Origin of the sequence: Pseudomonas aegrilactucae (genome assembly GCF_019168305.1) — a bacterium.
GTDB lineage: Bacteria > Pseudomonadota > Gammaproteobacteria > Pseudomonadales > Pseudomonadaceae > Aquipseudomonas > Aquipseudomonas aegrilactucae.
The window spans coordinates 1-26,784 of the sequence record NZ_JAHTBI010000048.1 but is presented as its reverse complement, the minus strand read 5'-3'; the positions used below and the strand labels follow the sequence as shown (position 1 = coordinate 26,784).

At 64.4% G+C, this 26,784-nt stretch carries 26 protein-coding genes; 17 read left to right on the top strand and 9 right to left on the bottom strand.

Annotated elements, in window-relative coordinates; translation table 11 throughout:
* Positions 1-69 precede the first annotated feature (69 nt).
* From prlC to KUO17_RS14180, 6 genes are all read left to right on the top strand, one after another.
* Complete coding sequence (gene prlC / locus KUO17_RS14205; protein WP_217976182.1) at positions 70-2,121, top strand: oligopeptidase A; 2,052 nt, start codon at positions 70-72, stop codon at positions 2,119-2,121.
* Complete coding sequence (locus KUO17_RS14200; RefSeq protein ID WP_217976181.1) at positions 2,118-2,375, top strand: YheV family putative zinc ribbon protein; 258 nt, start codon at positions 2,118-2,120, stop codon at positions 2,373-2,375. The genes prlC and KUO17_RS14200 overlap by 4 nt, the downstream gene beginning before the upstream one ends.
* An 86-nt stretch (positions 2,376-2,461) precedes the next feature.
* The gene (locus tag KUO17_RS14195) at positions 2,462-4,480 is read left to right on the top strand and encodes a M3 family metallopeptidase (RefSeq protein WP_217976180.1); all 2,019 of its coding nucleotides are present in this window, start codon (positions 2,462-2,464) and stop codon (positions 4,478-4,480) included.
* A gap of 80 nt (positions 4,481-4,560) precedes the next feature.
* On the top strand, positions 4,561-5,619 hold the full coding sequence (locus KUO17_RS14190) for a PA0069 family radical SAM protein (protein WP_217976179.1): 1,059 nt from the start codon (positions 4,561-4,563) through the stop codon (positions 5,617-5,619).
* 241 nt (positions 5,620-5,860) lie between these two features.
* Positions 5,861-6,580: a carbonic anhydrase gene (locus KUO17_RS14185; protein WP_217976178.1), complete on the top strand. Its 720-nt coding sequence runs from the start codon at positions 5,861-5,863 to the stop codon at positions 6,578-6,580.
* Positions 6,581-6,767: 187 nt separating this feature from the next.
* Entirely contained in the window at positions 6,768-8,303 is a 1,536-nt protein-coding gene (locus KUO17_RS14180; RefSeq protein ID WP_217976177.1) for a SulP family inorganic anion transporter, read from the top strand.
* Positions 8,304-8,394: 91 nt separating this feature from the next.
* Here KUO17_RS14180 and KUO17_RS14175 read toward each other — a convergent pair whose 3' ends face one another.
* A complete protein-coding gene (locus tag KUO17_RS14175; protein ID WP_217976176.1) occupies positions 8,395-9,042 on the bottom strand; it encodes a hypothetical protein in 648 nt (215 codons plus the stop codon).
* Positions 9,043-9,367: 325 nt separating this feature from the next.
* On the opposite strand from KUO17_RS14175, the gene coxB reads away from it, so the two are divergent.
* The 4 genes from coxB to KUO17_RS14155 are packed head-to-tail and all read left to right on the top strand — an operon-like array spanning position 9,368 to position 13,584.
* Positions 9,368-10,495, top strand: coding sequence for a cytochrome c oxidase subunit II (gene coxB / locus KUO17_RS14170; protein WP_217976175.1), 1,128 nt, complete (start codon positions 9,368-9,370; stop codon positions 10,493-10,495).
* Between the two features lie 16 nt (positions 10,496-10,511).
* Positions 10,512-12,104: a cytochrome c oxidase subunit I gene (gene ctaD / locus KUO17_RS14165; protein ID WP_217976174.1), complete on the top strand. Its 1,593-nt coding sequence runs from the start codon at positions 10,512-10,514 to the stop codon at positions 12,102-12,104.
* A gap of 10 nt (positions 12,105-12,114) precedes the next feature.
* Positions 12,115-12,684 (top strand): cytochrome c oxidase assembly protein, encoded by a 570-nt coding sequence (locus KUO17_RS14160; protein ID WP_217976173.1) that lies wholly within the window; start codon positions 12,115-12,117, stop codon positions 12,682-12,684.
* A 12-nt stretch (positions 12,685-12,696) separates the two neighbouring features.
* On the top strand, positions 12,697-13,584 hold the full coding sequence (locus KUO17_RS14155) for a cytochrome c oxidase subunit 3 (RefSeq protein WP_217976172.1): 888 nt from the start codon (positions 12,697-12,699) through the stop codon (positions 13,582-13,584).
* A 6-nt stretch (positions 13,585-13,590) separates the two neighbouring features.
* On the opposite strand, the gene KUO17_RS14150 is transcribed toward KUO17_RS14155, so the two are convergent.
* The gene (locus KUO17_RS14150; protein WP_217976171.1) at positions 13,591-13,794 is read right to left on the bottom strand and encodes a twin transmembrane helix small protein; all 204 of its coding nucleotides are present in this window, start codon (positions 13,792-13,794) and stop codon (positions 13,591-13,593) included.
* A gap of 62 nt (positions 13,795-13,856) precedes the next feature.
* Here KUO17_RS14150 and KUO17_RS14145 point away from each other — a divergent pair, with 62 nt between their 5' ends.
* From KUO17_RS14145 to KUO17_RS14125, 5 genes are read left to right on the top strand one after another with little or no spacing between them, the layout of a single operon-like run.
* Entirely contained in the window at positions 13,857-14,597 is a 741-nt protein-coding gene (locus tag KUO17_RS14145) for an SURF1 family protein (protein WP_217976170.1), read from the top strand.
* Positions 14,563-15,150, top strand: coding sequence for a hypothetical protein (locus KUO17_RS14140; protein ID WP_217976169.1), 588 nt, complete (start codon positions 14,563-14,565; stop codon positions 15,148-15,150). Before KUO17_RS14145 ends, KUO17_RS14140 begins: the two co-directional genes overlap by 35 nt.
* Positions 15,151-15,162: 12 nt before the next feature.
* Complete coding sequence (locus KUO17_RS14135; protein WP_217976168.1) at positions 15,163-16,245, top strand: COX15/CtaA family protein; 1,083 nt, start codon at positions 15,163-15,165, stop codon at positions 16,243-16,245.
* The gene (gene cyoE / locus KUO17_RS14130; RefSeq protein WP_217976167.1) at positions 16,230-17,129 is read left to right on the top strand and encodes a heme o synthase; all 900 of its coding nucleotides are present in this window, start codon (positions 16,230-16,232) and stop codon (positions 17,127-17,129) included. The genes KUO17_RS14135 and cyoE overlap by 16 nt, the downstream gene beginning before the upstream one ends.
* Entirely contained in the window at positions 17,126-17,758 is a 633-nt protein-coding gene (locus KUO17_RS14125; RefSeq protein WP_217976166.1) for an SCO family protein, read from the top strand. The genes cyoE and KUO17_RS14125 overlap by 4 nt, the downstream gene beginning before the upstream one ends.
* A 103-nt stretch (positions 17,759-17,861) precedes the next feature.
* Here the strand turns inward: KUO17_RS14125 and KUO17_RS14120 are convergent, their stop codons facing one another.
* The 3 genes from KUO17_RS14120 to KUO17_RS14110 all read right to left on the bottom strand — a co-directional run bounded on the left by KUO17_RS14120 (position 17,862) and on the right by KUO17_RS14110 (position 20,374).
* The gene (locus tag KUO17_RS14120) at positions 17,862-18,632 is read right to left on the bottom strand and encodes a MetQ/NlpA family ABC transporter substrate-binding protein (protein ID WP_217976165.1); all 771 of its coding nucleotides are present in this window, start codon (positions 18,630-18,632) and stop codon (positions 17,862-17,864) included.
* 63 nt (positions 18,633-18,695) lie between these two features.
* Complete coding sequence (locus KUO17_RS14115; RefSeq protein ID WP_217976164.1) at positions 18,696-19,367, bottom strand: methionine ABC transporter permease; 672 nt, start codon at positions 19,365-19,367, stop codon at positions 18,696-18,698.
* Positions 19,367-20,374, bottom strand: coding sequence for a methionine ABC transporter ATP-binding protein (locus KUO17_RS14110; RefSeq protein WP_217976163.1), 1,008 nt, complete (start codon positions 20,372-20,374; stop codon positions 19,367-19,369). The genes KUO17_RS14115 and KUO17_RS14110 overlap by 1 nt, the downstream gene beginning before the upstream one ends.
* Positions 20,375-20,610: 236 nt before the next feature.
* On the opposite strand from KUO17_RS14110, the gene katE reads away from it, so the two are divergent.
* Positions 20,611-22,749, top strand: a complete 2,139-nt coding sequence (gene katE, locus KUO17_RS14105) for a catalase HPII (protein ID WP_217976162.1) — start codon at positions 20,611-20,613, stop codon at positions 22,747-22,749.
* 100 nt (positions 22,750-22,849) lie between these two features.
* Here katE and KUO17_RS14100 read toward each other — a convergent pair whose 3' ends face one another.
* The 4 genes from KUO17_RS14100 to zur all read right to left on the bottom strand — a co-directional run bounded on the left by KUO17_RS14100 (position 22,850) and on the right by zur (position 25,747).
* On the bottom strand, positions 22,850-23,566 hold the full coding sequence (locus tag KUO17_RS14100) for a PA5502 family lipoprotein (RefSeq protein ID WP_217976161.1): 717 nt from the start codon (positions 23,564-23,566) through the stop codon (positions 22,850-22,852).
* 144 nt (positions 23,567-23,710) lie between these two features.
* The gene (gene znuB / locus KUO17_RS14095) at positions 23,711-24,493 is read right to left on the bottom strand and encodes a zinc ABC transporter permease subunit ZnuB (protein ID WP_217976160.1); all 783 of its coding nucleotides are present in this window, start codon (positions 24,491-24,493) and stop codon (positions 23,711-23,713) included.
* Positions 24,486-25,265: a zinc ABC transporter ATP-binding protein ZnuC gene (gene znuC / locus KUO17_RS14090; RefSeq protein WP_217976159.1), complete on the bottom strand. Its 780-nt coding sequence runs from the start codon at positions 25,263-25,265 to the stop codon at positions 24,486-24,488. The genes znuB and znuC overlap by 8 nt, the downstream gene beginning before the upstream one ends.
* On the bottom strand, positions 25,265-25,747 hold the full coding sequence (gene zur / locus KUO17_RS14085; RefSeq protein WP_163945938.1) for a zinc uptake transcriptional repressor Zur: 483 nt from the start codon (positions 25,745-25,747) through the stop codon (positions 25,265-25,267). Before zur ends, znuC begins: the two co-directional genes overlap by 1 nt.
* A gap of 66 nt (positions 25,748-25,813) precedes the next feature.
* On the opposite strand from zur, the gene KUO17_RS14080 reads away from it, so the two are divergent.
* Complete coding sequence (locus KUO17_RS14080; RefSeq protein ID WP_217976158.1) at positions 25,814-26,734, top strand: zinc ABC transporter substrate-binding protein; 921 nt, start codon at positions 25,814-25,816, stop codon at positions 26,732-26,734.
* Positions 26,735-26,784 lie beyond the last annotated feature (50 nt).

Here is a 26,784-nt window from a genome sequence, read left to right as displayed (position 1 = left end):
CTGATAGCTGCGGTCAGCGTCGATTGTAATTAAGATGGTCGCGTGTTTCTTCTGCCAAGGTGTTTAACCGTGAGTGCGAACAACCCGCTTCTGCAGTCTTATGACCTGCCGCCCTTCTCGGCGATCCGTGCCGAGCATGTGCTGCCGGCGATCGAACAGATCCTGGCCGACAACCGCAGCGCCATCGCCTCGATCCTCGACACCCAAGGCCAGAACCCCACCTGGGCCGGCCTGGTGCTGGCCATGGACGAACTCAATGACCGCCTCAGCGCCGCCTGGAGCCCGGTCAGCCACCTCAATGCCGTGTGCAACAGCGCCGAGCTGCGCGAGGCCTACGAGGCCTGCCTGCCGGCCCTGAGCGCCTACGCCACCGAGCTCGGCCAGAACCGTGCGCTGTTCCAGGCCTATGAGGCGTTGATCGCCAGCCCCGAAGCTGCCGGCTTCGATGTGGCGCAAAAGACCATCCTCGAACAGGCGCTGCGCGACTTCCGCCTGTCGGGTATCGACCTTCCCGTCGACCAGCAGCAACGTTATGCCCAGGTGCAGAGCAAACTGTCGGAGCTGGGCAGCCGCTTCTCCAACCAGCTGCTCGACGCCACCCAGGCCTGGACCAAGCACGTCACCGACGAGGCCGCGCTGGCCGGCCTGACCGATTCGTCCAAGGCGCAGATGGCCGCCGCTGCGCAGGCCAAGGGCCTGGACGGCTGGCTGATCAGCCTGGAGTTCCCCAGCTACTACGCGGTGATGACCTACGCCCACGACCGTGCGCTGCGCGAGGAAATCTACGTCGCCTACTGTACCCGTGCCTCCGACCAGGGCCCGAATGCCGGCCAGTTCGACAACGGCCCGGTGATGCGCGAGATCCTCGACCTGCGCCAGGAACTGGCCGAACTGCTGGGCTACGCCAACTTTGCCGAGCTGAGCCTGGCCACCAAGATGGCCGAGTCCAGCGACCAGGTACTGAGCTTCCTGCGTGACCTGGCCAAGCGCAGCAAGCCGTTCGCGGTCCAGGACCTGGCCCAGCTCAAGGCCTATGCCGCCGAGCAGGGTTGCCCGGACCTGCAGAGCTGGGACAGCGGTTTCTATGGCGAAAAACTGCGCGAACAGCGCTACAGCGTGAGCCAGGAAACCCTGCGCGCCTACTTCCCGATCGACAAGGTGCTGTCGGGCCTGTTCGCCATCGTGCAGCGCCTGTACGGCATCGAGATCGCCGAACTCAAGGGGTTCGACACCTGGCACCCGGACGTGCGCCTGTTCGAGATCAAGGAGCACGGCCAGCATGTGGGGCGTTTCTTCTTCGACCTGTATGCCCGCGCCAACAAGCGTGGCGGGGCGTGGATGGATGGCGCCCGCGACCGTCGGCGCACCGCCCAAGGCAGCCTGCAGAGCCCGGTGGCCAACCTGGTGTGCAACTTCACCCCGGCCGCCCCGGGCAAGCCGGCGCTGCTGACCCACGATGAAGTCACCACCCTGTTCCACGAATTTGGCCATGGCCTGCATCACCTGCTGACCCGTATCGAGCATGCCGGCGTGTCGGGCATCAACGGCGTGGCGTGGGATGCGGTCGAACTGCCGAGCCAGTTCATGGAAAACTGGTGCTGGGAGCCTGAAGGCCTGGCGCTGATCTCCGGCCACTACGAAAGCGCGGCCGCGCTGCCCCAGGACCTGCTGGAGAAGATGCTGGCGGCGAAGAACTTCCAGTCGGGCCTGATGATGGTGCGCCAGTTGGAGTTCTCGCTGTTCGACTTCGAACTGCATGCCAGCCATGGCGATGGCCGCAGCGTGCTGGAGGTGCTCGAAGGCATTCGCGATGAAGTCTCGGTGATGCGCCCGCCGGCGTACAACCGCTTCCCCAACAGCTTTGCGCACATCTTTGCCGGCGGTTACGCAGCCGGTTACTACAGCTACAAGTGGGCTGAAGTGCTATCGGCCGATGCGTTCTCGCGCTTCGAGGAAGAAGGCGTGCTCAATGCCGAGACCGGTCGCGCGTTCCGCGAGGCGATCCTGGCGCGTGGCGGTTCGCAGGCACCGATGCTGCTGTTCGTCGACTTCCGTGGTCGCGAGCCGTCGATCGACGCCTTGTTGCGCCATTGCGGCCTGAGCGAGGACGTGGCGGCATGAGCAAGACCAAGAAGCGCTTTATCGCCGGGGCGGTCTGCCCGGCGTGCAGCGAGCCGGACAAGCTGATGATGTGGAGCGAGGACAGCGTGCCGCATCGCGAGTGCGTGGCCTGCGGGTTTGCCGACACGCTCAACGAGCAGGGGCTGTCGGTACCCAAGGAGCTGGGTACGCGGGTCAACCAGGCCGAGGTCAAGGCGCCGCCTGCGGTACAGACGGTGCAGTTCTTCCCCAATCCCAAGCTGAAGAAGCCTTAGCAGGCAAAGGGCCTACATAGTTAGCCCCTGCCACGCCGGCAACCCTTGAAAGTGACGGGACCTTTCCCGTCACTAAAGGAACTGCCATGAGCGCCAATCCCCTGCTCGCCCGCCTCGACCCGCCTCCCTACGCCAGCATCCGTCTCGAACACCTGACGGCGGCGATCGACCAGATCATCCTTGACAACCATCATGCCCTCGCCGAGCTCATCGTGAGCCAGAGCGTGCTGCCCACCTGGGACGACCTGGTGATGGCCGTCGATGCGCTGGACGCCCGCCTCAACAACGCCGTGCGCCTGATCGTGCCCCTGTACACCCGCGGCGAGGCCTGGAAGAGCGCCGTGGATGAGTGCTGGATCAAGAGCCAGGCCTATCACCAGGCGAAATTGCAGAACGTGACGTTGCTGGCGCTCTATCAACGTCTGGCCGACAGCGCGCACGCCGCCCACTTCAGCCGCGAGCGCACGCTTTCGCTGCAACAGTCGATCAAGGCGTTTCGCCTCAGCGGTGCCGAGCTTGGCGAAACCGAGCGTGCCCGCCTGATGGACCTGCAAGTCAGCCTGAGCAAGCAACGCAATGCCTTCGTCGATAACCTGGCGCACGCTACCGGCGCCTGGACGCTGTTGGTCACCGACGCCCAGCGGCTGCTCGGGGTGGACGAACTGGACAAGGCCGCCATGGCGCGCAAGGCGCAGGCACAAGGCCTTGAAGGCTGGCTGGTGACGCTCGAAGAGGCACCGTGCCTGGCCATCCTGCAGCAGGCCAGCGACCGTAGCCTGCGTGAAACCGTGTATCGGGCCTACCATGGCCGGGCTTCGGATCTGGATGCGGGCCCGGACAACGGACCCGTGCTGCTGGCGCTGAGCAGACTGCGCCATGAGCAGGCACAACTGCTGGGTTTTGCCAGCTTCGCCGAACTCAGCCTGCAGACCAAGACGGCTGAATCTACCACCCAGGTCGCGCAGTTTCTGCAGGACCTGACCATCCACAGCGCTGCCTGGCGTGCCGGGGAAATCAGGCGGCTGCACGCGGTTGATCAGCAGGCCCGGCTGGGTGGCCTGCAGCCCTGGGATATCGCCTTCTACGCGCGCCGTGCGCAGCACCACCCGCTGGCGCTGTCCAGCGAGGAAGTGCGCGGCTATTTCCCGCTGGAGCAGGTGTTGCAAGCCATGAGGCAATTGGCGCAGACCCTGTTCGGGGTGCAGCTCACGCCGGCCAGCGCGCTGCAGGCCTGGCATGCGGATGTGCGATGTTTCGAGGTGGTGCAGGGCCATGCGCTGGTGGGCTACCTGTACATGGATGTGGTGACCCGTCCGGGCAAGGATGACTATGCCTGGAGCCTGCGTGTGTGGAACCGCCACGTTGACGCCGAGGGCGGCTTTCACAAAGGTGTGGCGGCGCTGTTCTGCGCGGTCGAGCGCGGCGACGGCGTGGTCCCACCGCTGCTGACCCATCTTGACCTGCGCAAGCTGTACCACGAGTTCGGTCATTGCCTGCACCAGCTTCTGGTTGCCACCACCGATTACCGGCTGTCCGATATCGACACCCTGGGGCCGGACGGGGTCGAATTCTTCAGCGAACTGCTGGAGCGCTGGTGCTGGTCAGCCCAGTACCTGGCCGGCATCTCCCACCACTACCAGACGGGTCAGGCACTGCCAAGCTCGACGGTGCAGGCGTTTCTCGACCAGCAAAAGCTGCAGGAAGGGCTGACCTTTGCCCGCGACCTGGCGAGGGCGCGATTCGACCTGCACCTGCATGGCGAGCCGGATGTCTCGCGCAGCCTCCAGCAGCAGGTGGCCGAGCACTTCGATGCGGTACTGCCCTTGCCGCTGGGCGACTTCGAGCGGCCGGCCCAGGCCTTCGATCACCTGGTCAGCGGCTACGAGGCTGGCTACTACAGCTACCTGTGGTCGCGGGTCTATGCGATCGACGCGTTTGCCCGCTTTGAACGCGAGGGGGTGCTCAACCCCGAGACCGGTCGCGCCTTGCTCGAGGCCATCGTGGCACCCGGCGCCGGACGCACGATCACGGCCGGTTTCAGGGCCTTTCGCGGGCGCGATGTAAGCCCCCTGCCATTTCTGCAGTGGCACGGCATGAGCCACTAGCCACCTCGAGGCGCCGAGTGGCGCTGGAGCATGCGTCGCGAAACGGGTACTGTATAAAAAAACAGTACAGGTGGCACGCCATGTCCTTTCCAGCGCCTGTGCGCGGTCGCGGTACCGCGCACAACCCGCACAACCGCTTTGCCCCCGGCCGCTCGGTGGCCGAAGACGACGGCTGGTACCAGGAGGCGCCGCTCACCCAGGGTACCGAGGTGCGCATCGAGACGGCCAAGACCATCATCACCCGCAATACGTCCCCCGACCTGCCGTTCGACCGTTCCATCAACCCCTACCGCGGCTGCGAGCATGGCTGTATCTACTGCTACGCACGCCCCAGTCACGCCTACTGGGACCTCTCGCCCGGGCTCGATTTTGAGACCAAGCTGATCGCCAAGACCAATGCGGCGGCGGTACTGGAACAGCAGCTCTCGAAAAAGGGCTATGTGTGTGCGCCGATCAATCTGGGCTCCAATACCGACCCCTACCAACCCATCGAGCGCGAGCAACTGCTGACCCGTCGCCTGCTCGAAGTGCTGTTGCGCTACCGCCACCCGGTGACCATCGTCACCAAGGGCTCGTTGATCCTGCGTGATCTCGACCTGCTGGCGGAACTGGCGCAGCAGCGGCTGGTGTCGGTGATGATCAGCCTGACCACGCTGGACGACGAGCTCAAGCGTACCCTCGAGCCACGTGCCGCCGCGCCAAAGGCGCGCTTGCGTGCCATCCGCGTGATGCGCGAAGCCGGTGTGCCGGTGGGTGTGCTGTGCTCACCGATGATCCCGATGATCAACGACAGCGAGCTGGAGCATCTGCTCGAGGCCGCCAGTGAGGCGGGTGCACTCAGCGCGGCCTACATGCTGCTGCGCTTGCCGCTGGAGGTGGCGCCCCTGTTCGAGCAGTGGCTGCAGGACCATTACCCGCAGCGGGCGACCCATGTGCTGAGCCTGATCCGCCAGAGCCGTGGCGGTGATCTGTACGACAGCCGGTTCGGTGCACGCATGCGCGGCGAGGGCGTGTTTGCCGACCTGCTGGCGCAGCGTTTCGCCAAGGCCGTACGCCGCCTGGGGTTGAACCAGCGTGAAGGTCATGCGCTGGATTGCAGCGCGTTTTGCCCACCGGGCGGGCAGCTTTCGCTGCTCTGATAAATAATGGGTAGTGGCCAGTAATGGTTTTTTGATACCATTTCTATCCCGCCTGAAACTTCTGGAACGCCCGTTCTAGAGCCTCCGAATTCAGTTTGAGTTAAGTTTCGCCGCGTAGCGTGAGAAATCAGGCAGCCGGCTGTGATCAATGGACGGCGCGCGTCATCCAACGATCATGCAATGCCTGAATCTTAAACCGGTAAAATGGACTTACCTTGAAACCGTCAAAGAGGATCAATCAATGCACGACCAGGACCCCTCTCAAAACGGCCCGGCTGATCAAGCCGAAAGCGCCGATGCCGCACTGAAGCATATCGTCGACGGCTTTTTGCACTTCCATCACGAAGTATTCCCGCAGCAGGAAGAGCTGTTCAAGAAACTCGCTACCGCGCAAACGCCGCGGGCAATGTTCATTACCTGTGCCGACTCGCGCATTGTGCCCGAGCTGATTACCCAGAGCTCGCCGGGCGATCTGTTCGTGACCCGCAACGTCGGTAACGTGGTACCGCCCTACGGGCAGATGAACGGCGGCGTTTCGACGGCCATCGAGTACGCGGTCATGGCCCTGGGTGTACAGCACATCATCGTCTGCGGCCACTCCGACTGCGGTGCCATGCGCGCCGTGCTCAACCCGCAGAGCCTGGAGAAGATGCCGACGGTCAAGGCCTGGCTGCGTCACGCCGAAGTGGCGCGCACTGTGGTCGAAGACAACTGCCATTGCGGCACCGAGCATGAAAGCATGCAGGTGCTGACCAAGGAAAACGTCATCGCCCAGCTGCAGCACTTGCGCACCCACCCCTCGGTGGCCTCGCGCCTGGCCGCCGGCCAGTTGTACATCCACGGCTGGATCTACGACATCGAAACCAGCGAAATCACGGCCTACGACGCAGTGAGCGACCGCTTCCTGCCGTTGCAGAGCGGCCAGCCGATCCCTTGCGCCACGCCGCGCGGGCGCTACTAGCCACACGTCCTTCTAGCCAGGGTGACTGAAGGCTGCACGTTCGCGTGCAGCTCAGGTAGTCGGCCGTCCTGAATTTACGTGAATGCCTTGCCGGACTGCTGGCGGCCGACGGCTGCCCGCCTGACAGCAATTTGCAGCGCACGGGGCCATCGGATTGGCGCCGGCGTGACTGATCTTAGGGAGAGTAATGGTGAACATGACGCAATTGAAAGCGGCCCTGCCGCGTGAACTGCTCGCTTCAGTGGTGGTGTTTCTGGTGGCCCTGCCCCTGTGCATGGGCATCGCGATCGCCTCGGGCATGCCGCCGGCCAAGGGCCTGATCACCGGTATCATCGGTGGCCTGGTGGTGGGCTTCATCGCCGGTTCGCCCTTGCAGGTCAGTGGCCCGGCGGCGGGCCTGGCGGTGCTGGTGTTCGAGCTGGTGCGCCAGCATGGCGTGGCCATGCTCGGGCCGATCCTGCTGCTGGCCGGCCTGTTGCAACTGGTGGCCGGGCGTTTGCGCCTGGGCTGCTGGTTCCGCGTCACGGCGCCGGCGGTGGTGTATGGCATGCTCGCCGGTATCGGGGTACTGATCGTGCTGTCGCAGGTGCATGTGATGTTCGACAGCAGCCCGCAGCCGTCGGGGCTGGCCAACCTGATGGGCTTTCCGCAGACCGTGATGCAGGCGCTGCCGCTGGAAAGCGCCGGCAATGGTTGGCAGGCCGGTGCATTGGGCCTGGGTACCATTGCGATCATGTGGGCCTGGGAACGGCTGCGTCCGCAGAAGCTGCGCTTTGTGCCGGGCGCCTTGCTGGGTGTCGCCTTGATGACCCTGCTGAGCCTGTGGCTGGCGTTGCCGGTGAACCGCGTGGTGGTACCGGACAACCTGGCCGAGGCCATCGACTGGCTACGCCCGGCCGACCTGCTCAACCTGGCCAACCCGCACCTGCTGGTGGCCGCATTCGCACTGGCGTTCATCGCCAGTGCCGAAACCCTGCTGTCGGCGGCGGCGGTAGACCGCATGCACAATGGCCAGCGCTCGGACTTCGACCGTGAACTGTCGGCCCAAGGCATCGGCAACATGCTGTGTGGCCTGCTCGGCGCGTTGCCGATGACCGGTGTGATCGTGCGCAGCTCGGCCAACGTGCAGGCCGGGGCGCAGACGCGGCTGTCGGCGATCCTGCATGGCGTGTGGTTGCTGGCCTTCGTGGTGGTGCTGAGCAGCCTGCTGCAGCAGATTCCGGTGGCGAGCCTGGCCGGGGTGCTGGTGTATACCGGCTTCAAGCTGGTCGACTTCAAGGCGTTTCGCGGGCTGGGCCGGTATGGGCGGATGCCGATGTTCACCTATGCCGCGACGGCATTGGCGATCATTTTCACCGACCTGCTGACCGGTGTGCTGCTGGGCTTTGCGCTGACCTTGCTGAAGCTTGCGCTGAAGGCGGCACGGTTGAAGATCAGTGTCAGCAGCCGGGACGAGCCGGGCCATCTGGAATTGCGCCTGAGCGGTGCGGCGACCTTTCTCAAGGTACCGGCGCTGACGCGGGTGCTGGAAGGCATACCCGCGGGTACCACGCTGCATGTGCCGCTGGCCAACCTCAGCTACATCGATCACTCATGCCTTGAGTTGCTGGAGGATTGGGGACGGGCGAATGCGGGCAGTGGTTCGCGCCTGGTGATCGAGTCGCGCGGGTTGAAGCGGCGGGTCGAGGGGCGGGCGCGTACGGCAGTAGGTCTGGGCGCCTGAACCTTTAAGGCATCGCGGGTCAAGCCCGCTCCCACAAGGCATACGGTTACCTGTGGGAGCGGGCTTGGCCCGCGATGGCAGCGCTACGGGATCAGGCCGACTGGTCCAGCTCCAGCCCAACCCCCAGCTGGCGCGACAGGCACGGCCAGCGCTTCCATGCAGCGCCCGTTTCCGGGCTGCTCAGCTTCTCGCGATACGCCTCCACCGATTCCAGGGCAAAGCTCTGGTCATTGAGCATCTCGTCCACCGAGTGGTGCACCACTTCATCCAGCTGGTTGGCAAAGGTTTCACCGATCAACTGGTGCGCGATCACGTTGGCCACCGTGGTATCCAGCGGGATCAGCGGCTGGTTGAAATGCTTGATGTACAGGTCATTCACTTCTTCCACCAGGCGATGCGCCAGGTAGGCTTCATCCAGCAGACAGTCCAGGCCGACATGGCCGTTCATGACCTCTGGCGGCTGCAGGAAATACTGCTCGGCGATTTTCAGCACCGGCTTGATCTGCGACTCGATACCCGCTTCACGTGCGACCTCATTGGCCGCCTCCAGAAGCTCGGGTACCTGGTCGATATACGCCGCCACGAAACGCGCCAGCCCTTCCTGGGCATCGGTTTCAGGCAGTTGGATAGAGGGGTGCAGATGCGGCAGTTGCAAGGCAAGTTGCTGTTTTAGCTGGCCGGTTTCGGCTTCATGGTGATGGGCACGGGCAATCTGATCGCGTACAGCGGCGATGTTCATGAAAACTCCAAGGACGAGGGAAAACACACGGATGACATAAGGTAGCTCGGTTCTGTAAAGAGCTAAGACGGATTTGTCATAAACAGTGTGCGTTTATGTCGCACCTTGGTTATATCAAAGTGCCATCAATCGTCTGGTCAAATCTTTACCCCCTCGCGTTGCGCGGTCAATGCCGCTGTCTATACTCCGCTTTGAAAGTGATTGGCTGATGAGGCCCGCCTGCTGTCCAGCAGGGGCTCGTCGTCGAAGTTCGCAGTCTTGACGCCGTACCCTTAGCCGTAGGTCCACGCCTCCGGGATAACAAGAACGATAAGGGGAACCCGCAATGATGCGACATCCACACGCCTGGATGGGCCTGCTGTTGTGGTCGCTGTTCACGCAGGCCGAGGCTGCCTGGACCGTGAACATGGCGCCGGGGGCGACTGAAGTCAGCAACGCCGTGTTCGACCTGCACATGACCATCTTCTGGATCTGCGTGGTGATCGGCATCGTGGTGTTCGGCGCGATGTTCTGGTCGATGATGGTTCACCGGCGCTCCACCGGCCAGCAGCCTGCGCACTTTCACGAGCACACCTGGGTCGAGATCATGTGGACGGTGGTGCCGTTCCTGATCCTGGTGGCCATGGCCATCCCCGCGACCAAGACGCTGGTCGATATCTACGATGCCAGCGAGTCGGACCTCGATATCCAGGTCACTGGCTACCAGTGGAAGTGGCACTACAAATACCTGGGCGAGGACGTCGAGTTCTTCAGCAACCTGGCCACTCCCGCCGAGCAGATCCACAACAAGGCCCCCAAGGACGAGCATTACCTGCTCGAAGTCGACCAGCCGCTGGTGATTCCGGTGGGGGCCAAGGTGCGCTTTCTGGTGACGGCCGCCGACGTGATCCACTCCTGGTGGGTGCCGGCGTTCGCGGTCAAGCGTGACGCCATCCCCGGGTTCGTCAACGAGGCCTGGACCCGCGTCGAGAAGCCCGGCATCTACCGCGGCCAGTGCACCGAGCTGTGCGGCAAGGACCATGGCTTCATGCCGGTGGTGGTCGAGGTCAAGAGCAAGGCCGACTACGACTCCTGGCTCGCCGAGCGCAAGGCCGACGCGGCCAAGCTCAAGGAACTGACCAGCAAGCAATGGACGCTGCAGGAGCTGGTCGAGCGTGGCGACAAGGTCTACCACACCGCCTGCGTGGCCTGTCACCAGGCCGAAGGCCAGGGCCTGCCGCCCATGTTCCCCGCCCTCAAGGGTTCGAAGATCGCCACCGGACCCGTCCAGGATCACCTGAACATCGTCTTCCACGGCAAGGCCGGTACGGCCATGGCGGCGTTCGGCAAGCAACTCTCGGAAGTGGATATCGCCGCCGTGGTCACCTACGAGCGCAACGCCTGGGGCAACAACAAGGGTGACATGGTCACGCCCAAGGATGTGCTGGCGCTCAAACAGGCCGACGGCCAATGAACCGGGGAGACAGGACATGAGTACAGTCATCGACGACCACGGCCATGCCGATCATGACCACGCCCACGGTCCGGCCAAGGGCCTGATGCGCTGGGTGCTGACCACCAACCACAAGGACATCGGCACGATGTACCTGTGGTTCAGCTTCGCCATGTTCCTGCTCGGTGGCTCGTTCGCCATGGTCATCCGCGCCGAGCTGTTCCAGCCCGGCCTGCAGATCGTGGAGCCGGCATTCTTCAACCAGATGACCACCATGCACGGCCTGATCATGGTGTTCGGTGCGGTCATGCCGGCGTTCGTCGGCCTGGCCAACTGGATGATCCCGCTGATGATCGGCGCGCCCGACATGGCGCTGCCACGCATGAACAACTTCAGCTTCTGGCTGCTGCCGGCGGCGTTCCTGCTGCTGATCTCGACGCTGTTCAGTGCCGGTGGCGGGCCCAACTTCGGCTGGACCTTCTACGCCCCGCTGTCGACCACCTATGCGCCGGCGAGCGTGACGTTCTTCATCTTCGCCATCCACCTGATGGGCGTCAGCTCGATCATGGGCGCGATCAACGTGATCGCCACCATTCTCAACCTGCGTGCCCCGGGCATGACCCTGATGAAAATGCCGCTGTTCGTCTGGACCTGGCTGATCACCGCCTTCCTGCTGATCGCGGTGATGCCGGTACTGGCCGGCGTGGTGACCATGATGCTGATGGATATCCATTTCGGCACCAGCTTCTTCAGCGCTGCCGGCGGCGGCGACCCGGTCCTGTTCCAGCACGTGTTCTGGTTCTTCGGCCACCCCGAGGTGTACATCATGATCCTGCCGGCATTCGGCGCGGTCAGCTCGATCATCCCGGCGTTTTCGCGCAAGCCGCTGTTCGGCTACACCTCGATGGTGTACGCCACCGGGGCGATCGCGTTCCTGTCGTTCATCGTGTGGGCGCACCACATGTTCGTGGTGGGTATTCCGGTGGTGGGCGAGCTGTTCTTCATGTACGCCACCATGCTGATCGCGGTGCCTACCGGGGTGAAGGTGTTCAACTGGGTCAGCACCATGTGGGAAGGTTCGCTGACCTTCGAGACGCCGATGCTGTTCGCCATCGCCTTCGTCATCCTGTTCACCATCGGCGGTTTCTCGGGGCTGATGCTGGCCATCGCGCCGGCCGACTTCCAGTACCACGACACCTATTTCGTGGTGGCGCACTTCCACTACGTGCTGGTACCGGGGGCGATTTTCGGCATCTTCGCCTCGGCCTATTACTGGTTGCCCAAGTGGACCGGGCACATGTACGACGAAACCCTGGGCAAGCTGCACTTCTGGCTGTCGTTCATCGGCATGAACATGGCCTTCTTCCCGATGCACTTCGTGGGCCTGGCCGGCATGCCGCGGCGGGTGCCGGACTACAACCTGCAGTTCGCCGACTTCAACATGGTGTCCTCGATCGGTGCGTTCACCTTTGGCGTCACGCAGATCTTCTTCCTGTTCATCGTCATCAAGTGCATTCGCGGCGGCACGCCTGCCCCGGCCAAACCCTGGGACGGCGCCGAAGGGCTGGAGTGGTCGGTGCCCTCGCCCGCGCCCTACCACACCTTCCAGACCCCACCAGACGTGAAATGAGGGCCAGGCCATGAGTGAAGGGACGTCGTTGAAGCGCCTGGTCACGCGCCTGGTCATGCTGACCGTGGTGATGTTCGCCTTCGGCTTTGCCCTGGTGCCGATCTACGACGTGATGTGCAAGGCGTTCGGTATCAACGGCAAGACCGGTGGCCAGTACGCCGGCAGCCAGGTCAGCGACCCGACGCGCTCGGTGAAGGTGCAGTTCATGTCGACCAACGCGCGCGACATGGTCTGGGACTTCTATTCCACTGCCGATCAGCTCGACGTCAACCCCGGGGCGGTGAACCAGATGGTGTTCGTGGCGCGCAACCCCACCGACAAGCCGATGACCGCCCAGGCGATCCCGAGCATCAGCCCGGCCGAGGCAGCGGCGTACTTTCACAAGACCGAATGTTTCTGCTTCAGCCAGCAGGTGCTGCAACCGGGCGAACGCATCGAAATGCCGGTGCGTTTCATCGTCGACCGCGACCTGCCCAAGGACGTGAAACACCTGACGCTTGCCTACACGCTGTTCGATATCACCGCTCGCCAACCGCCGGTGGCCCAGGTGGCCAGCCAGTCCGTACAGAGCGCCCGATAAGGAGAACGATCCATGGCTGCTCATCAGCACTACTATGTACCGGCGCAAAGCAAGTGGCCGATCATCGCCACCCTGGGCATGTTGATCACGGTGGTCGGCCTGGGCATCTGGTTCAACGACATGAAGGCCGGTCACCCCGACTCGCATGGTCCGCTGATCTTCTTCGTCGGCGCACTGTGCCTGGCCTACATGCTGTTCGGCTGGTTCGGCGCGGTGATCAAGGAAAGCCGTGCCGGGCTCTACAGCCCGCAGCTGGACCGCTCGTTCCGCTGGGGCATGTCGTGGTTCATCTTTTCCGAAGTGATGTTCTTCGTCGCGTTCTTCGGCGCGCTGTTCTACGTGCGCAACCTGGCCGGCCCGGCGCTGGGCGGTGAAGGCGCCAAGGGCGTGGCGCACATGCTGTGGCCCAACTTCCAGTTCGCCTGGCCGCTGCTGCACACCCCCGACCCCAAGCTGTTCCCGCCGCCGCACGGCGTCATCGACCCGTGGCACCTGCCGCTGATCAACACCATTCTGCTGGTCAGCTCCAGCGTCACCATCACCATTGCCCACCATGCGTTGCGCAAGGATCACCGCGGCCCGCTGAAGTTCTGGCTGGCGCTGACCATCGTGCTGGGTGTGGCGTTCCTCATCCTGCAGGCCTACGAGTACCACGAGGCCTATACCGAGCTGGGCCTGACCCTGAACTCGGGCATCTATGGCGCGACGTTCTTCATGCTCACGGGGTTCCACGGTGCCCACGTGACCATGGGCACGCTGATCCTGTTCGTGATGCTGATGCGCATCCTGCGCGGGCACTTCAATGCCGACAAGCACTTCGGTTTCGAGGCGGCCAGCTGGTACTGGCACTTCGTCGACGTGGTGTGGGTCGGCCTGTTCATCTTTGTATACGTGCTGTAGGCGCGCCTAGAACGGCGCGTGGGAGACCAGCTGGCCGCTGTAGAAACCCCAGGTCACCAGGGCCAGGGTAATCGCGGCCAGGCTGACCCGCACCTTGAGCGCGGTGAGCAGGCGGGTCGAGCTGTCAGCGTCCTTGACCAGAAAGAACAGGCCGCTGAACAGGCTGATCACAGTCGCCAGCAGCATCAGGACAATCGCGGCTTTGAGCATGGCGGTACTCCGGGGGATGCGATGACTGCAACAAGTATAGCGACCGATGTATCGGGGGCCCGTTGAGGCCTTTTCGTCCGGGCCTGGTGCCGACCCTGGTGGTGTTTCTGCTGCTGCCGGGGCTGATTGCGCTGGGTTGCTGGCAACTGGGCCGCGCGGCGGAAAAGCGCGCGCTGCTCAGTGCCTATGCCGAACGGCGGGTGGCCGAACCGCTGGCCAGCGAGCAACTGCTGCATACACCCGATCCCGGCTATCGCCGGGTGCAGGTGCACGGGCGTTTCGACCGCAGCCACAGCCTGTTGCTGGACAACCGCCTGCGTGACGGCCAGCCCGGCGTCGAGCTGCTGCAACCCTTCCATGACCAGGCCAGCGGCCTGTGGCTGCTGGTCAATCGTGGCTGGCTGGCGTGGCCGGACCGGCGCGTGCCGGTGCAGTTCACCACACCCGAAACCGCCCTGAGCCTGCAGGCCTGGGTCTATGTGGCGCCAGGCACTACCTTCCAGCTGCACGCCGACCCCCAGGGCGGCAGCTGGCCGCGCCTGCTGACGGCTGTCGATGCGGCGCCGCTGTGGACGTTGCTTGGGCGTGACGGCTTTGCCCACGAACTGCGCCTGGAGCCCGGCCCGGCCAGCTACCGGCTGGACTGGCCGGTGGTTGCCATGGGCCCGGAAAAACACCTGGGCTATGCCGTGCAGTGGTTTGCACTGGCGGCGGCCCTGTTCGCGCTCTACCTCTATTTCGGTTGGCATCACAACAAGGAGAACCACCATGGGAGCCGTCATGCATCCACCCAGCACGTCTGAGGCAGCGCCTAACCGCTGGCGCGGACGGCTGCAGCTGATCCTGATCCTGCTGGTGGTGATCGGGCCGATGATGCTCGCCACCGGCATGTACAAGTTGCAGTTCTGGGTACCCGACAGCCGCAGCTATCACGGCGAACTGATCGGCAACGGTCAGGGCCGCGCCGAGCTTGGGGTGGCCGCGCACGAGCCGCGCTGGCAACTGCTGGTGAGCACGCCCGGCGACTGTGGGGTCGACTGCCAGCAACTGGTGTACCTGGCGCGCCAGGTACAGATCGGCCTGGGCCGCGATGCCAGTCGCGCCAGCCATGCGTTGGCAGCGCCGCAGCCGGTGAGCGCCGCGTTCCAGGCCAAGCTGGATCGCGAGTACCCACAACTGCAGCGCTATGCGCTGGAACGGTCGCAGTACGCCAAGGCCAGCCCCAACCTCAAGGACGCGCAGCTGTGGATCGTCGACCCGCACGGCAACCTGGTACTGCGCTACGACGCACGGGTCAAGGGCAAGGACCTGCTCAACGACCTGCGCCACCTGCTCAAGCTGTCCAACATCGGCTAGGAGGCATGTGCCATGGCCAGACCCGGATACCGCCTCGCCGTGTTCGCCACCTTTCTCGCCATGATGGTGGTACTGCTCGGTGCCTACACCCGCCTGACCCACGCCGGCCTGGGCTGCCCGGACTGGCCGGGTTGCTACGGCTTCATCAGCGTGCCGAAAACCGAGGCGCAGCTGGCGCATGCCGAACGGCATTACCCCGACACGCCGGTCGAGGCGCACAAGGGCCGCAACGAGATGGTGCACCGCTATTTTGCCGGCGTGCTGGCGCTGGTGATCGCCCTGCTGGCCGTGCAGGCGCTGCACCGGCATGGCCACAATGGCCAACCCTACCGCCTGCCGCTGGTGCTGCTGGCGGTGGTGTTCTTCCAGGCAGCCTTCGGCATGTGGACGGTCACCCTCAAGCTGTGGCCGCAGGTGGTCACGGCGCACCTGCTGGGCGGCTTCGCCACCTTGAGCCTGCTGTTGCTGCTGAGCCTGCGCCTGTCGCGGGCCTTCATGCCGTTGCCGGGCCTGCCACAACGGCTGCGGCGGCTGGCGGCGGTGGCGTTGCTGCTGGTGATCGGGCAGGTGGCGCTGGGCGGCTGGGTCAGCGCCAACTATGCGGCGGTGGCCTGTGTCGATCTGCCGACCTGTCACGGCCAGTGGTGGCCTGACGCCGACTTCGCCAACGGTTTCCACCTTACCCAGCACATTGGCCCCAACTACCTGGGCGGGCAACTGGACAGCGACGCGCGCACGGCCATCCATATCACCCATCGCCTGGGCGCGCTGCTGGTCACCGGCGTGCTGCTGGTGCTGGCCTGGCAACTGCACCGCATCGGCCTGCGGCGCCTGGCCAGGCTGGTGCTGCTGGCACTGGCGGTGCAGGTCGGGCTGGGTATCAGCAACGTGGCGTTCGGGCTGCCATTGGCGGTAGCGGTGGCGCACAACGCGGGCGGTGCGGCGCTGTTGCTGACGCTGGTGCTGGTCAACTATCGAACCCGCCTGGCCACCCAACCCAAGGCCCGTCGGGTCAGCCAGGGCTGGCGCCTGACGCCGCTGCGCCCGGTGGGTGTGGTGCATTATCTCGGAGAGAATCCATGGCAACGCTTCTGAACCCCGCCCGGCACCCGGCGCTGTGGCGCGACTACCTGGAGCTGACCAAGCCCAAGGTGGTGGTGTTGATGCTGATTACCTCGCTGGTCGGTATGTTCCTCGCCACCCGTGCCGGTGTGCCGTGGACGGTGCTGGTGTTCGGCAACCTGGGTATCGGCCTGTGTGCCGGCGCGGCGGCGGCGGTCAACCATGTGGTCGACCGGCGCATCGATGCGCTGATGGCGCGCACCCACAAGCGGCCGCTGGCCGAGGGCCGGGTCGGGCCGCTGGCGGCACTGGCCTTCGCGTTGCTGCTGGCGGTGCTGGGGATGGTGCTGTTGCTGAGCTTCACCAATGCCCTCACCGCCTGGCTCACGCTGGCCTCGCTGTTGGGCTATGCGGTGCTCTACACCGGGTTTCTCAAGCGGGCCACGCCGCAGAACATCGTGATCGGCGGGCTGGCCGGTGCGGCGCCACCGTTGCTGGGCTGGGTGGCGATCACCGGGCATGTCAGCGCCGAACCGCTGCTGCTGGTGCTGATCATCTTCGCCTGGACCCCGCCACACTTCTGGGCGTTGGCGATCCACCGCAAGCAGGAGTACGCCAAGGCCGATATCCCGATGCTGCCGGTGACCCATGGCGAGCACTACACCAAGGTGCATATCCTGCTGTACACCTGCGTGCTGCTGGCGGTCAGCCTGCTGCCGTACGCCATTCACATGAGCGGGCCGCTGTATCTGGGGTGTGCACTGCTGCTGGGCGCGCGCTTCCTGCAGTGGGCCTGGGTGTTGTACCGTGGCAGTCGGCCGCACGCGGCCATCGGCACCTTCAAGTACTCTATCGCGTACTTGTTCCTGCTGTTCATCGCGCTGCTTGTTGACCACTACCTACTGTTGAACTTATGACTCGAACCCAGAAAACCGTCTTCATCCTCGTCGCCCTGGTCGCGCTGATTCTCGGGCTTACCCTCAACAAGGTGCTGAGCAACCGCAGCCAGGGCGACCCCACTGCACTGATCGATGCCGGGATCATCCTGCTGCCGCAAAGCCGTAACGTGCCGGCGCTGGAAATGACCGACGAGAATGGCCAGCCGGTGGTGCTGGATCAGTTGAAGGGCAAGTGGTCGCTGCTGTTCTTCGGCTACACCTTCTGCCCGGACATCTGCCCGACCACGCTGGCGCAGTTGCGACAGGTCAAGAGCGAGCTGCCCAAGGAGGCCGTGGAGCGCTTGCAGGTGGTGCTGGTCAGTGTCGACCCGAACCGGGACACGCCGGCGCAGTTGAAAACCTACCTGGGGTACTTCGACAAGGACTTTCGCGGTGTGACGGGGTCGCTTGAGGCGACACAGAAGCTGGCCAATGCGGTGAGCATCCCGTTCATTCCGGCCGATACCAGCAAGCCGAACTACACGGTCGATCACAGTGGCAACCTGGCGCTGCTCGGGCCGGACGGCACCCAGCGCGGGTTCATTCGGGCGCCGTTCAACAACCAGAAGCTGTTGGCGCAGTTGCCGGGGCTGGTGAAACGCGACTGAAAGCTTCGCTGGCAAGCCAGCTCCCACAGGAACACCACTGATCTTGAGGGCAGTGGGTTACCTGTGGGCGCTGGCTTGCCAGCGAAGGGGGCGATGCGGTGTATCAGAACGCCGGCTTGACCGCGCCCTTGTACTTCTCTTCGATGAACTGCTTCACCTCAGGCGTGTGCAGGGCTGCCACCAGCTTCTTCACCGCGTCCGAATCCTTGTTGTCCTCACGGGTCACCAGGATGTTCACGTAAGGCGAGTCGCTGCCTTCGATGACCAGGGCGTCCTTCTCGGGGTTGAGCTTGGCTTCCAGCGCATAGTTGGTGTTGATCAGCGCCAGGTCGACCTGGGTCAGCACGCGCGGGATGGTGGCGGCTTCCAGCTCGCGGAATTTCAGGCCCTTGTCGTTGCCGGTGACGTCCTTGACGGTCGACAGGATGTTGGTGTTGTCCTTGAGCTTGATCACGCCGGCCTTGTCCAGCAGCAGCAAGGCACGGCCGCCGTTGGTGGCGTCGTTGGGGATGACCACGGTGGCGCCCGATGGCAGCTCTTCAAGCTGCTTGAACTTGTTGGAGTAGGCGCCCAGCGGCTCCAGGTGAACACCGGCAACGCTGACCAGGTGCGTACCCTTGGCCTTGTTGAACTCGTCCAGGTACGGCTGGTGCTGGAAGAAGTTGGCGTCCAGGCGTTTCTCGGCCACCTGCACGTTGGGTTGCACGTAGTCGGTGAACACTTTCACCTTCAGCTCCACGCCTTCCTTGGCCAGCGCCGGTTTGACGAACTCGAGGATCTCGGCGTGCGGTACCGGGGTGGCGGCAACGGTCAGGGTCTCGGCGTGGGCCGAGAACGCCGCAACGGCGGCAACAGCAGCAAGCAGTCTTTTCATCAAATCACTCCTTGTGAGGGCCGTTCCGGCCCCCGGTGCGTCGGCAGTGCCGACCCTTTGGGGTTACTTACGGGAAAAATGCACAACCAGTTTGTCGCCGACACTCTGCAGCACTTGAACCAGCACCAGCAGCATGATCACGGTAACCACCATCACGTCGGTCTGGAAACGCTGGTAGCCGAAGCGGATGGCCAGGTCGCCCAGGCCGCCTGCGCCGACCACACCGGCCATCGCGGTGTACGACACCAGGGTGATGGCGGTGACAGTGATGGCGGCAAAGATGCCCGGGCGTGCTTCAGGCAGCAGGGCGTTCATGATGATCTGGCGCGTGGTCGCGCCCATCGACTGGGTCGCCTCGATGATGCCGCGGTCGACTTCGCGCAAGGCGGTCTCCACCAGGCGCGCGAAGAACGGCGTGGCGCCCACCACCAGCGGCGGGATCGCACCGGCCACACCCAGCGAGGTGCCGGTGATGAGTACCGTGAACGGGATCATCACGATCAGCAGGATGATGAACGGCAGCGAGCGCAGCACGTTGACCACCAGCGACAGCAGCGCGTACACGCGTTTTTCTTCGAACAGCTGGCGCGGCCCGCACAGGAACAGCAGTACGCCCAGCGGCAGGCCCAGCAGCACGGTGAAAAACAGCGAGCCGAACAGCATGATCATGGTATCGAGGGTGGCCAGCCAGATTTCGGCCCAGTCGATGTTGGCAAAGAAACTCAGGGCGTCCATCAGCGCAGTACCTCCATATGAACATCCGCGGCAATGAAGCGGGCAAACGCCGCCTCGATGTCGCCACCGGTGATGGCCAGGGTCAGTTGACCGTAGGGGGTGTCCTTGATGCGGTCGATGCGCCCGGCCAGGATGCTGTAGTCCACCCCGGTTTCACGGGCCACGGTACCCAGAAGCGGTGCGTAGGTGGCATCACCCTGGAAGGTCAGGCGCACGATGCGCCCCGGTACGTGGGCGAAATCGTCGCGCTGCTCGCTTTCGTCGATCTGCTCGTCTTCCTGCACGAAACGCTTGGTGGTCGGGTGCCTGGGGTGCAGGAACACCTGCGCCACCGGGCCCTGTTCGACGATCTGCCCGGCATCCATTACGGCCACCTGGTCGCACACACGGCGGATCACGTCCATCTCGTGGGTAATCAGCACGATGGTCAGTTTCAGCTCGCGGTTGATCTCGGCCAGCAGTTGCAGCACCGAGGCGGTGGTCTGCGGGTCGAGGGCGCTGGTGGCCTCGTCGCACAGCAGGATCTTGGGCTGGGTGGCCAGGGCGCGGGCGATGCCCACGCGCTGCTTCTGCCCACCGGACAACTGCGCCGGGTACTTTCTGGCGTGCTCGGACAGGCCGACTCGGGCCAGCAGCTCGTTGACCCGCGTGTCGATTTCGCCGCGTGACATTCGCCCGGCCAGGGTCAGGGGCAGGGCCACGTTGTCGGCCACGGTCTTGGAGGCCAGCAGGTTGAAGTGCTGGAAGATCATCCCGACCTGCTGGCGGAAGCGGCGCAGGTCGTTGGCGTTGAATGCCGTGACGTCTTCGCCGTCGACGATGATCTTGCCGCCGCTGGGGGCTTCCAGGCGGTTGATCAGGCGCAGCAGGGTACTTTTGCCGGCACCGGAATGGCCGATCAGGCCGAACACCTGGCCGTCTTCGACGCGCAGGCTGGTCGGGTGCAGGGCGGGGATATCCCTACCGGCGACGCGGTAGGTTTTATGGACATGTTGAAACTCGATCACGTAGCGAACCTTGTGGGGCGCATGAAATAGGGTCAGCGGTTAGCCGGACGCGCATTTTAGCCTGTTCGTATAGAGGTTCTTAGCATTTATTTCGCCAGTTACCAACGTTACGGGAATAACGCGATCAGTGGTCGGCGCCATGGTTACTTGGAAGGAACGCTGGGCACCGCCACCAGTCACTACCTAAAGAGCCCTATTCAGGGCCCCCGCGTACGATGATGAGGAGTTGCAGACCCATGCCCAGCAAGAAGAACGCACCCCAGGAAAGTCAGCTCGCCGGTACCCAGACCCCCGACAAGGCCAACACCAATGCCAAGCTGCAGAGCCTGGAAGCCTTTCGCAGTGATGCCACAGGCCAGGCACTGCGCACCAATCAAGGGGTCAAGGTTGCGGACAACCAGAACGCTCTGAAGGCCGGTGATCGTGGCCCGTCGCTGCTCGAAGACTTCATCATGCGCGAGAAGATCACGCATTTTGACCATGAACGCATCCCCGAGCGCATCGTGCATGCGCGCGGCACGGCCGCCCACGGTTACTTTCAGGCCTATGAATCGCATGCCGCGCTGACCAAGGCCGGGTTTCTGCAGGACCCCGAGAAGATCACCCCGGTGTTCGTGCGCTTCTCCACCGTGCAAGGCCCACGGGGCTCGGGTGACACGGTGCGCGATGTGCGCGGCTTTGCTGTCAAGTTCTACACCGATGAGGGTAATTTCGACCTTGTTGGCAACAACATGCCGGTATTCTTCATCCAGGACGCGATCAAGTTTCCGGACTTCGTGCATGCGGTCAAGCCCGAGCCGCACAACGAAATCCCGACCGGTGGCTCGGCCCACGACACGTTCTGGGACTTCGTCTCATTGGTGCCGGAGTCGGCACACATGGTGATCTGGGCCATGTCCGACCGCGCCATCCCTAAAAGCCTGCGCACCATGCAGGGCTTTGGCGTGCACACCTTCCGCCTGATCAACGCCGAAGGCGTGGCCAGCTTCGTCAAGTTCCACTGGAAACCCAAGCAGGGCGTGCATTCGCTGCTATGGGACGAGGCACAGAAGCTGGCCGGCAAGGACACCGATTACCATCGTCGTGACCTGTGGGAAGCGATCGAGACCGGCAACTACCCCGAGTGGGAGTTCGGCGTGCAGATCGTGCCCGAAGCCGACGAGCATACGTTCGATTTCGACCTGCTCGACCCCACCAAGATCATCCCCGAGGAGCTGGTGCCGGTGACGCCGCTGGGCAAGATGGTGCTCAACCGCAACCCGGACAACTTCTTTGCCGAGACCGAGCAGGTCGCGTTCTGCCCGGGGCATATCGTGCCCGGCATCGATTTTTCCAATGACCCGCTGCTGCAGGGCCGGCTGTTCTCCTACACCGATACACAGATCAGCCGCCTGGGTGGGCCGAACTTCCACGAAATCCCGATCAATCGGCCGGTGGCGCCGAACCACAACGGCCAGCGCGATGCCCAGCATCGCACCACGCTGGACAAGGGCCGCGCAGCCTACGAGCCCAATTCCATCGATGGTGGCTGGCCGAAGGAGACGCCGCCGGCGGCGCAGGATGGCGGCTTCGAGAGCTATCCCGAGCGTATCGAGGCGCACAAGGTGCGCCAGCGCAGCCCCTCGTTCGGCGATCATTTCTCGCAGGCGCGGCTGTTCTTCCAGAGCATGAGCCCCACCGAGCAGGAGCACATCATCAGTGCCTACAGTTTCGAGCTGGGCAAGGTCGAGCGTGCGTACATTCGTGAGCGCGAGGTGAACGAGATCCTTGCCAATATCGACCTCAAGCTGGCGGCCCGCGTGGCACAGAACCTGGGGCTGGCGGCGCCGAAGAAAGGCACGGTGGACGTGAAGGCGCAATCGCTCAAGCAATCCCCTGCCCTCAGCCAGATGAACCTGCTGGGTGAAGGCATCAAGGGGCGCAAGGTAGCGATTCTGGTGGCCGATGGCGTGGATGCGGTGCAGGTGGATGCGCTGGTCAAGGCGCTGGAGGCAGAAAGCGCGCAGGCGGTGTTGCTGGGACCGACCTCGGCACCGGTGAAGACGGCGGCTGGCAAGCCGCTGGCGGTGGATGCCTCGATGGAAGGCATGCCGTCGGTGATGTTCGACGCGGCGTGGATCGCGGGTGGCAAGGCCAGTGTGCAGGCATTGAGCGGTGACGGGGTGGCGTTGCACTTTGTGCTGGAGGCGTACAAGCACCTCAAGCCGCTGGGGGCCGACAGCGATGGCAAGGCGTTGCTGGATACGCTGCGGCTGAAGGTGGATGAGGGCATGCCGGTGGGCAGTGATCAGAAAGCCCATAGCGCGTTGATCGCGGCAATCGCCAAGCACCGGGTGTGGGCGCGGGAGGCGGCTGCCAAGGCCATTGCGGCCTAATCAGTGTTGGCCTCTTCGCTGGCAAGCCAGCTCCCACAGGTTAGGCGAACGCCGCAAAACCCTGTGGGAGCTGGCTTGCCAGCGAAGGGCGCAGCGCCGATTACTCGACGCGGCGTGGTGTCAGTACCACTTGCGCCGGCTGATTGCGATGAATCTCGTGACGCTGCTGCACGTCGAAATTTGCATCGCGCTTGCTGACCCGCTTGGCCAGCAAGGTCTCCAGCCAGGGCGCATCATCGCGACGCGGCACCTGGAACACCACATCACACTGGTAATTCACCACATCGGCGGCGATGTCATCCAGTTGCCGACGCAGATCAGCCATGTGCGTGATTTTCAACGCCACCACGGTGCTCGGCGCGGTCGGGTCGATGAGCCTGGCCTTCGGCCTGGCTTCGGCGGCCTTCAACGCCGCTTCAGCCTTGTCCAGCTCGGCCTTGCGTGCCTGGGTGATGGCCCCATTGACTCCACCGGTCAGCGCTGGCGCCTTGGGCATCAAGGCCCGCGCCCGGCTCAACGCCGTGGCCGCCGCATTCACATCACCCTTTTGCAGGACGATCTGGCTGCGCTGCAGGTAGGCTTCGGCCAACTGGCGTTGCATCGGCTCAAGGCGGGCGTCGTCGGGCGACTGGGCCTGCAAGGCGGCCAGTTGGTCTTCGGCGGTGGCCAGCTCGCTGCTGGCGATGTTCTGTTCCAGCTGCTGCCAGGCATCAGGCTGTGCCGGTACGGTAGCCGTGTCCACCGAAGCGCTGGAACACGCGGCCAGCAGCACGGAAAACGCGGCAAGGAGCAGATAACGGGAGGCGAACGGCTTCATTCCTGCGACTCTCTATTTGCGCAAAAAGCGAGCAAGTCTACACCCAGCGCACGGGCTCGAAAATAATTCTTCGGGGTGCAGCCGCGATTAAAATGTCGCAGGGCGCAACCGCGATGGCTGCGCCCTGCCCTGCGACGACGCGGTTCAGCGCCGCGGCAGTGCCAGGCTCAGCAAGAATAGCACCGCCGCGCAGACCACGATGGACGGGCCGGCCGGCGTGTCCTTGAACCACGACAGCGCCAGCCCGCCGCACACCGCCACCACCCCCAGCAGGCTGGCACCCAGCGCCATCTGCTCGGGTGAGCGGGCATGGCGCTGGGCGGCCGCGGCCGGGATGATCAGCAGCGAGGTGATCAGCAGCACGCCGACGATCTTCATCGCCACCGCGATCACCACCGCGATCAGCAGCATCAGCGCCAGGCGCAGCGCCGCCACCGGCAGGCCTTCGACCCGCGCCAGTTCCTCGTGCACGGTCACCGCCAGCAGCGGGCGCCACAGCGCGACGATCAGCACCAGCACCGCCGCGCTGCCGCCCAGGATCCAGGCAAGGTCGGTGGGGCTGATCGCCAGCAGGTCGCCGAACAGATAGGCCATCAGGTCGATGCGGACGTCGTGCATGAAGCTCAGCACCACCAGGCCCAGTGACAGCGTGCTTGGCGCGAGGATCCCCAGCAGGGTGTCGGAGGCCAGTGGCTGGCGTTGCTGCAACGTCACCAGCAGCAGCGCCAGCAGCAGGCAGCCGACCGTCACCGCCAGCGTCGGGCTGACGTCCAGCACGAAGCCAAGGGCCACGCCCAGCAGCGCGGCGTGCGACAGCGTATCGCCGAAATAGGCCATGCGCCGCCACACCACGAACGACCCCAGGGGGCCCGCCACCAGCGCCAGGGCCAGGCCTGCAAGCAGGGCATACAACAGAAAATCAGCCATGCTTGCAGTGGTCTCCGTGTACGTGGCCGCCAGCGGCCGGGGCGACCACCGACCCGTGCAGGTCGTGGGCGTGGTCGTGATGGTGGTGATAGATCGCCAGGCTTGGCGCGTTGTTGCCGAACAGTTCGACGAAGGCCGGGTCGCCGCTGACCTGTTCCGGGTGGCCCGAGCAGCATACATGGCGGTTCAGGCACACCACCTGGTCGGTGGTGCTCATCACCAGGTGCAGGTCGTGGGACACCATCAGCACGCCGCAGCCATGCCGGTCGCGCAGGCGTGTGATCAGGCTGTAGAGCTCGGCCTGGCCGGCCACGTCGACGCCCTGCACCGGCTCGTCGAGCACCAGCAGCTCAGGCTTGCGCAGCAGCGCACGGGCCAGCAGCACACGCTGCATCTCGCCACCGGAAATACTCTGGATCGGGCTGTCGATGACCTGCTCGGCGCCCACTTCGTTGAGCGCCGCCAGCGCCGCCTTGCGGTCCACCCCCGGCACCAGGCGCAAAAAGCGCAACACCGACAGCGGCAAGGTGGCGTCCACCTGCAGCTTCTGCGGCATGTAGCCGATGCGCAGGCGCGGCTTGCGCCAGACGCTGCCGGTACCGGGTTTGAGCAGCCCGAGCACGGCGCGCACCAGGGTGGTCTTGCCGGCACCGTTGGGGCCGATCAGGGTCACGATCTGCCCGGGTTCGACGCCCAGGTCGATGCTGTCGAGGATCACCTGGCCGCCGAACGCCACGCCCACCTGCTCGAGCCGGATCAACGCAGTGCTCATCAGGCGCTCCGGCAGGTGCCGCACAGGCCGACCACTTCGACGGTCTGGGCCTCGACACTGAAGCCGACGTCGTTGGCACTGGCCACGATGGCGTCGCTGATGGACGTCTGTTCCAGCTCGATGGCCACGTGGCATTCGCGGCAGATCAGGAACTGGCCCTGGTGCGCGTGCTCGGGGTGGCTGCAGCCCATGAAGGCGTTGAGCGACGCGATGCGATGCACCAGGCTGTTTTCCAGCAGGAAATCCAGCGCACGGTACACCGTGGGCGGCGCGGCGCGGCGCCCGTCCTGCTCGCTGAGCACGGCGAGGATATCGTAGGCACCCAGCGGCTTGTGGCTTTGCCAGACCAGTTCCAGCACGCGGCGGCGCAAGGCGGTCAGGCGCAGGCCCTGACGCGCGCACAGCGCATCGGCCTCGGCCAGCGCGCTGTGCACGCAGTGGGAGTGGTCGTGGGGACGGTTGGCCAGCGGGGTATTGGGCATGGGCAGCGACGGTTCTGTTGAGAGACGTTATTATGTTACCCGTTCCTGCCCCAATGAGTGCTCATCGTGTCTCGATTTTTTGCCCTTTTTGTCGCTTTTGTGACCAGCAGCCTGCTCATGGCCCCGGCGCACGCCGAGGTCAGGGTACTGACCAGCATCAAGCCGCTGCAACTGATTGCCGCCGCGGTGCAGGACGGCGCGGGTACGCCGGATGTGCTGCTGCCGCCGGGTGCTTCGCCGCACCATTACGCCTTGCGCCCGTCGGATGTGCGCAAGGTGGCCCAGGTCGACCTGCTGTACTGGATCGGCCCTGACATGGAAGGCTTCCTGCCGCGTGTACTCAAGGGCCGCAGCAAGCCGACGGTGGCGGTGCAGGACCTGAGCGGCCTGCAACTGCGCCATTTTGGCGAGGACAGCCATTCCCACGAGGAAGGCGAAGACGAGCATGACCATGACCACCGCCCTGGCAGCCTGGATGCGCACCTGTGGCTGTCATCGGTGAATGCGCGGGTGATCGCGGCGAAGATGGCCGCCGACCTGAGCGCGGCCGACCCGCAGAACCAGGCGCGCTACGTGGCCAATGCCAAGGCGTTCGACGCGCGTCTGGATGCGCTGGATGCGCGGCTCAAGGCGCGCCTGAACGGCATTGCCGGCAAGCCGTACTTTGTCTTCCATGAGGCCTTCGATTACTTCGAGGCGGCCTATGGGCTCAAGCACACCGGCGTGTTCAGCGTGGCGGCGGAGGTTCAGCCGGGTGCGCAGCACGTGGCGGCGATGCGCAAGCGCTTGCAGGACGTGGGCAAGACTTGTGTGTTCAGCGAGCCGCCACTGCGCCCGCGCCTGGCCGAGACACTGACGGCGGGGTTGCCGGTGACGCTGGCCGAACTGGATGCGCTGGGCGGGACGATGGCGGCGGATGCCAACGGGTATGAGCGGCTGCTGGAGAACCTGGGCAACGGCCTGGCGGGGTGCCTGGAAAAACTGTAGCGCCCCCTTCGCTGGCAAGCCAGCTCCCACAGGGTTTTGTGAACACCGCA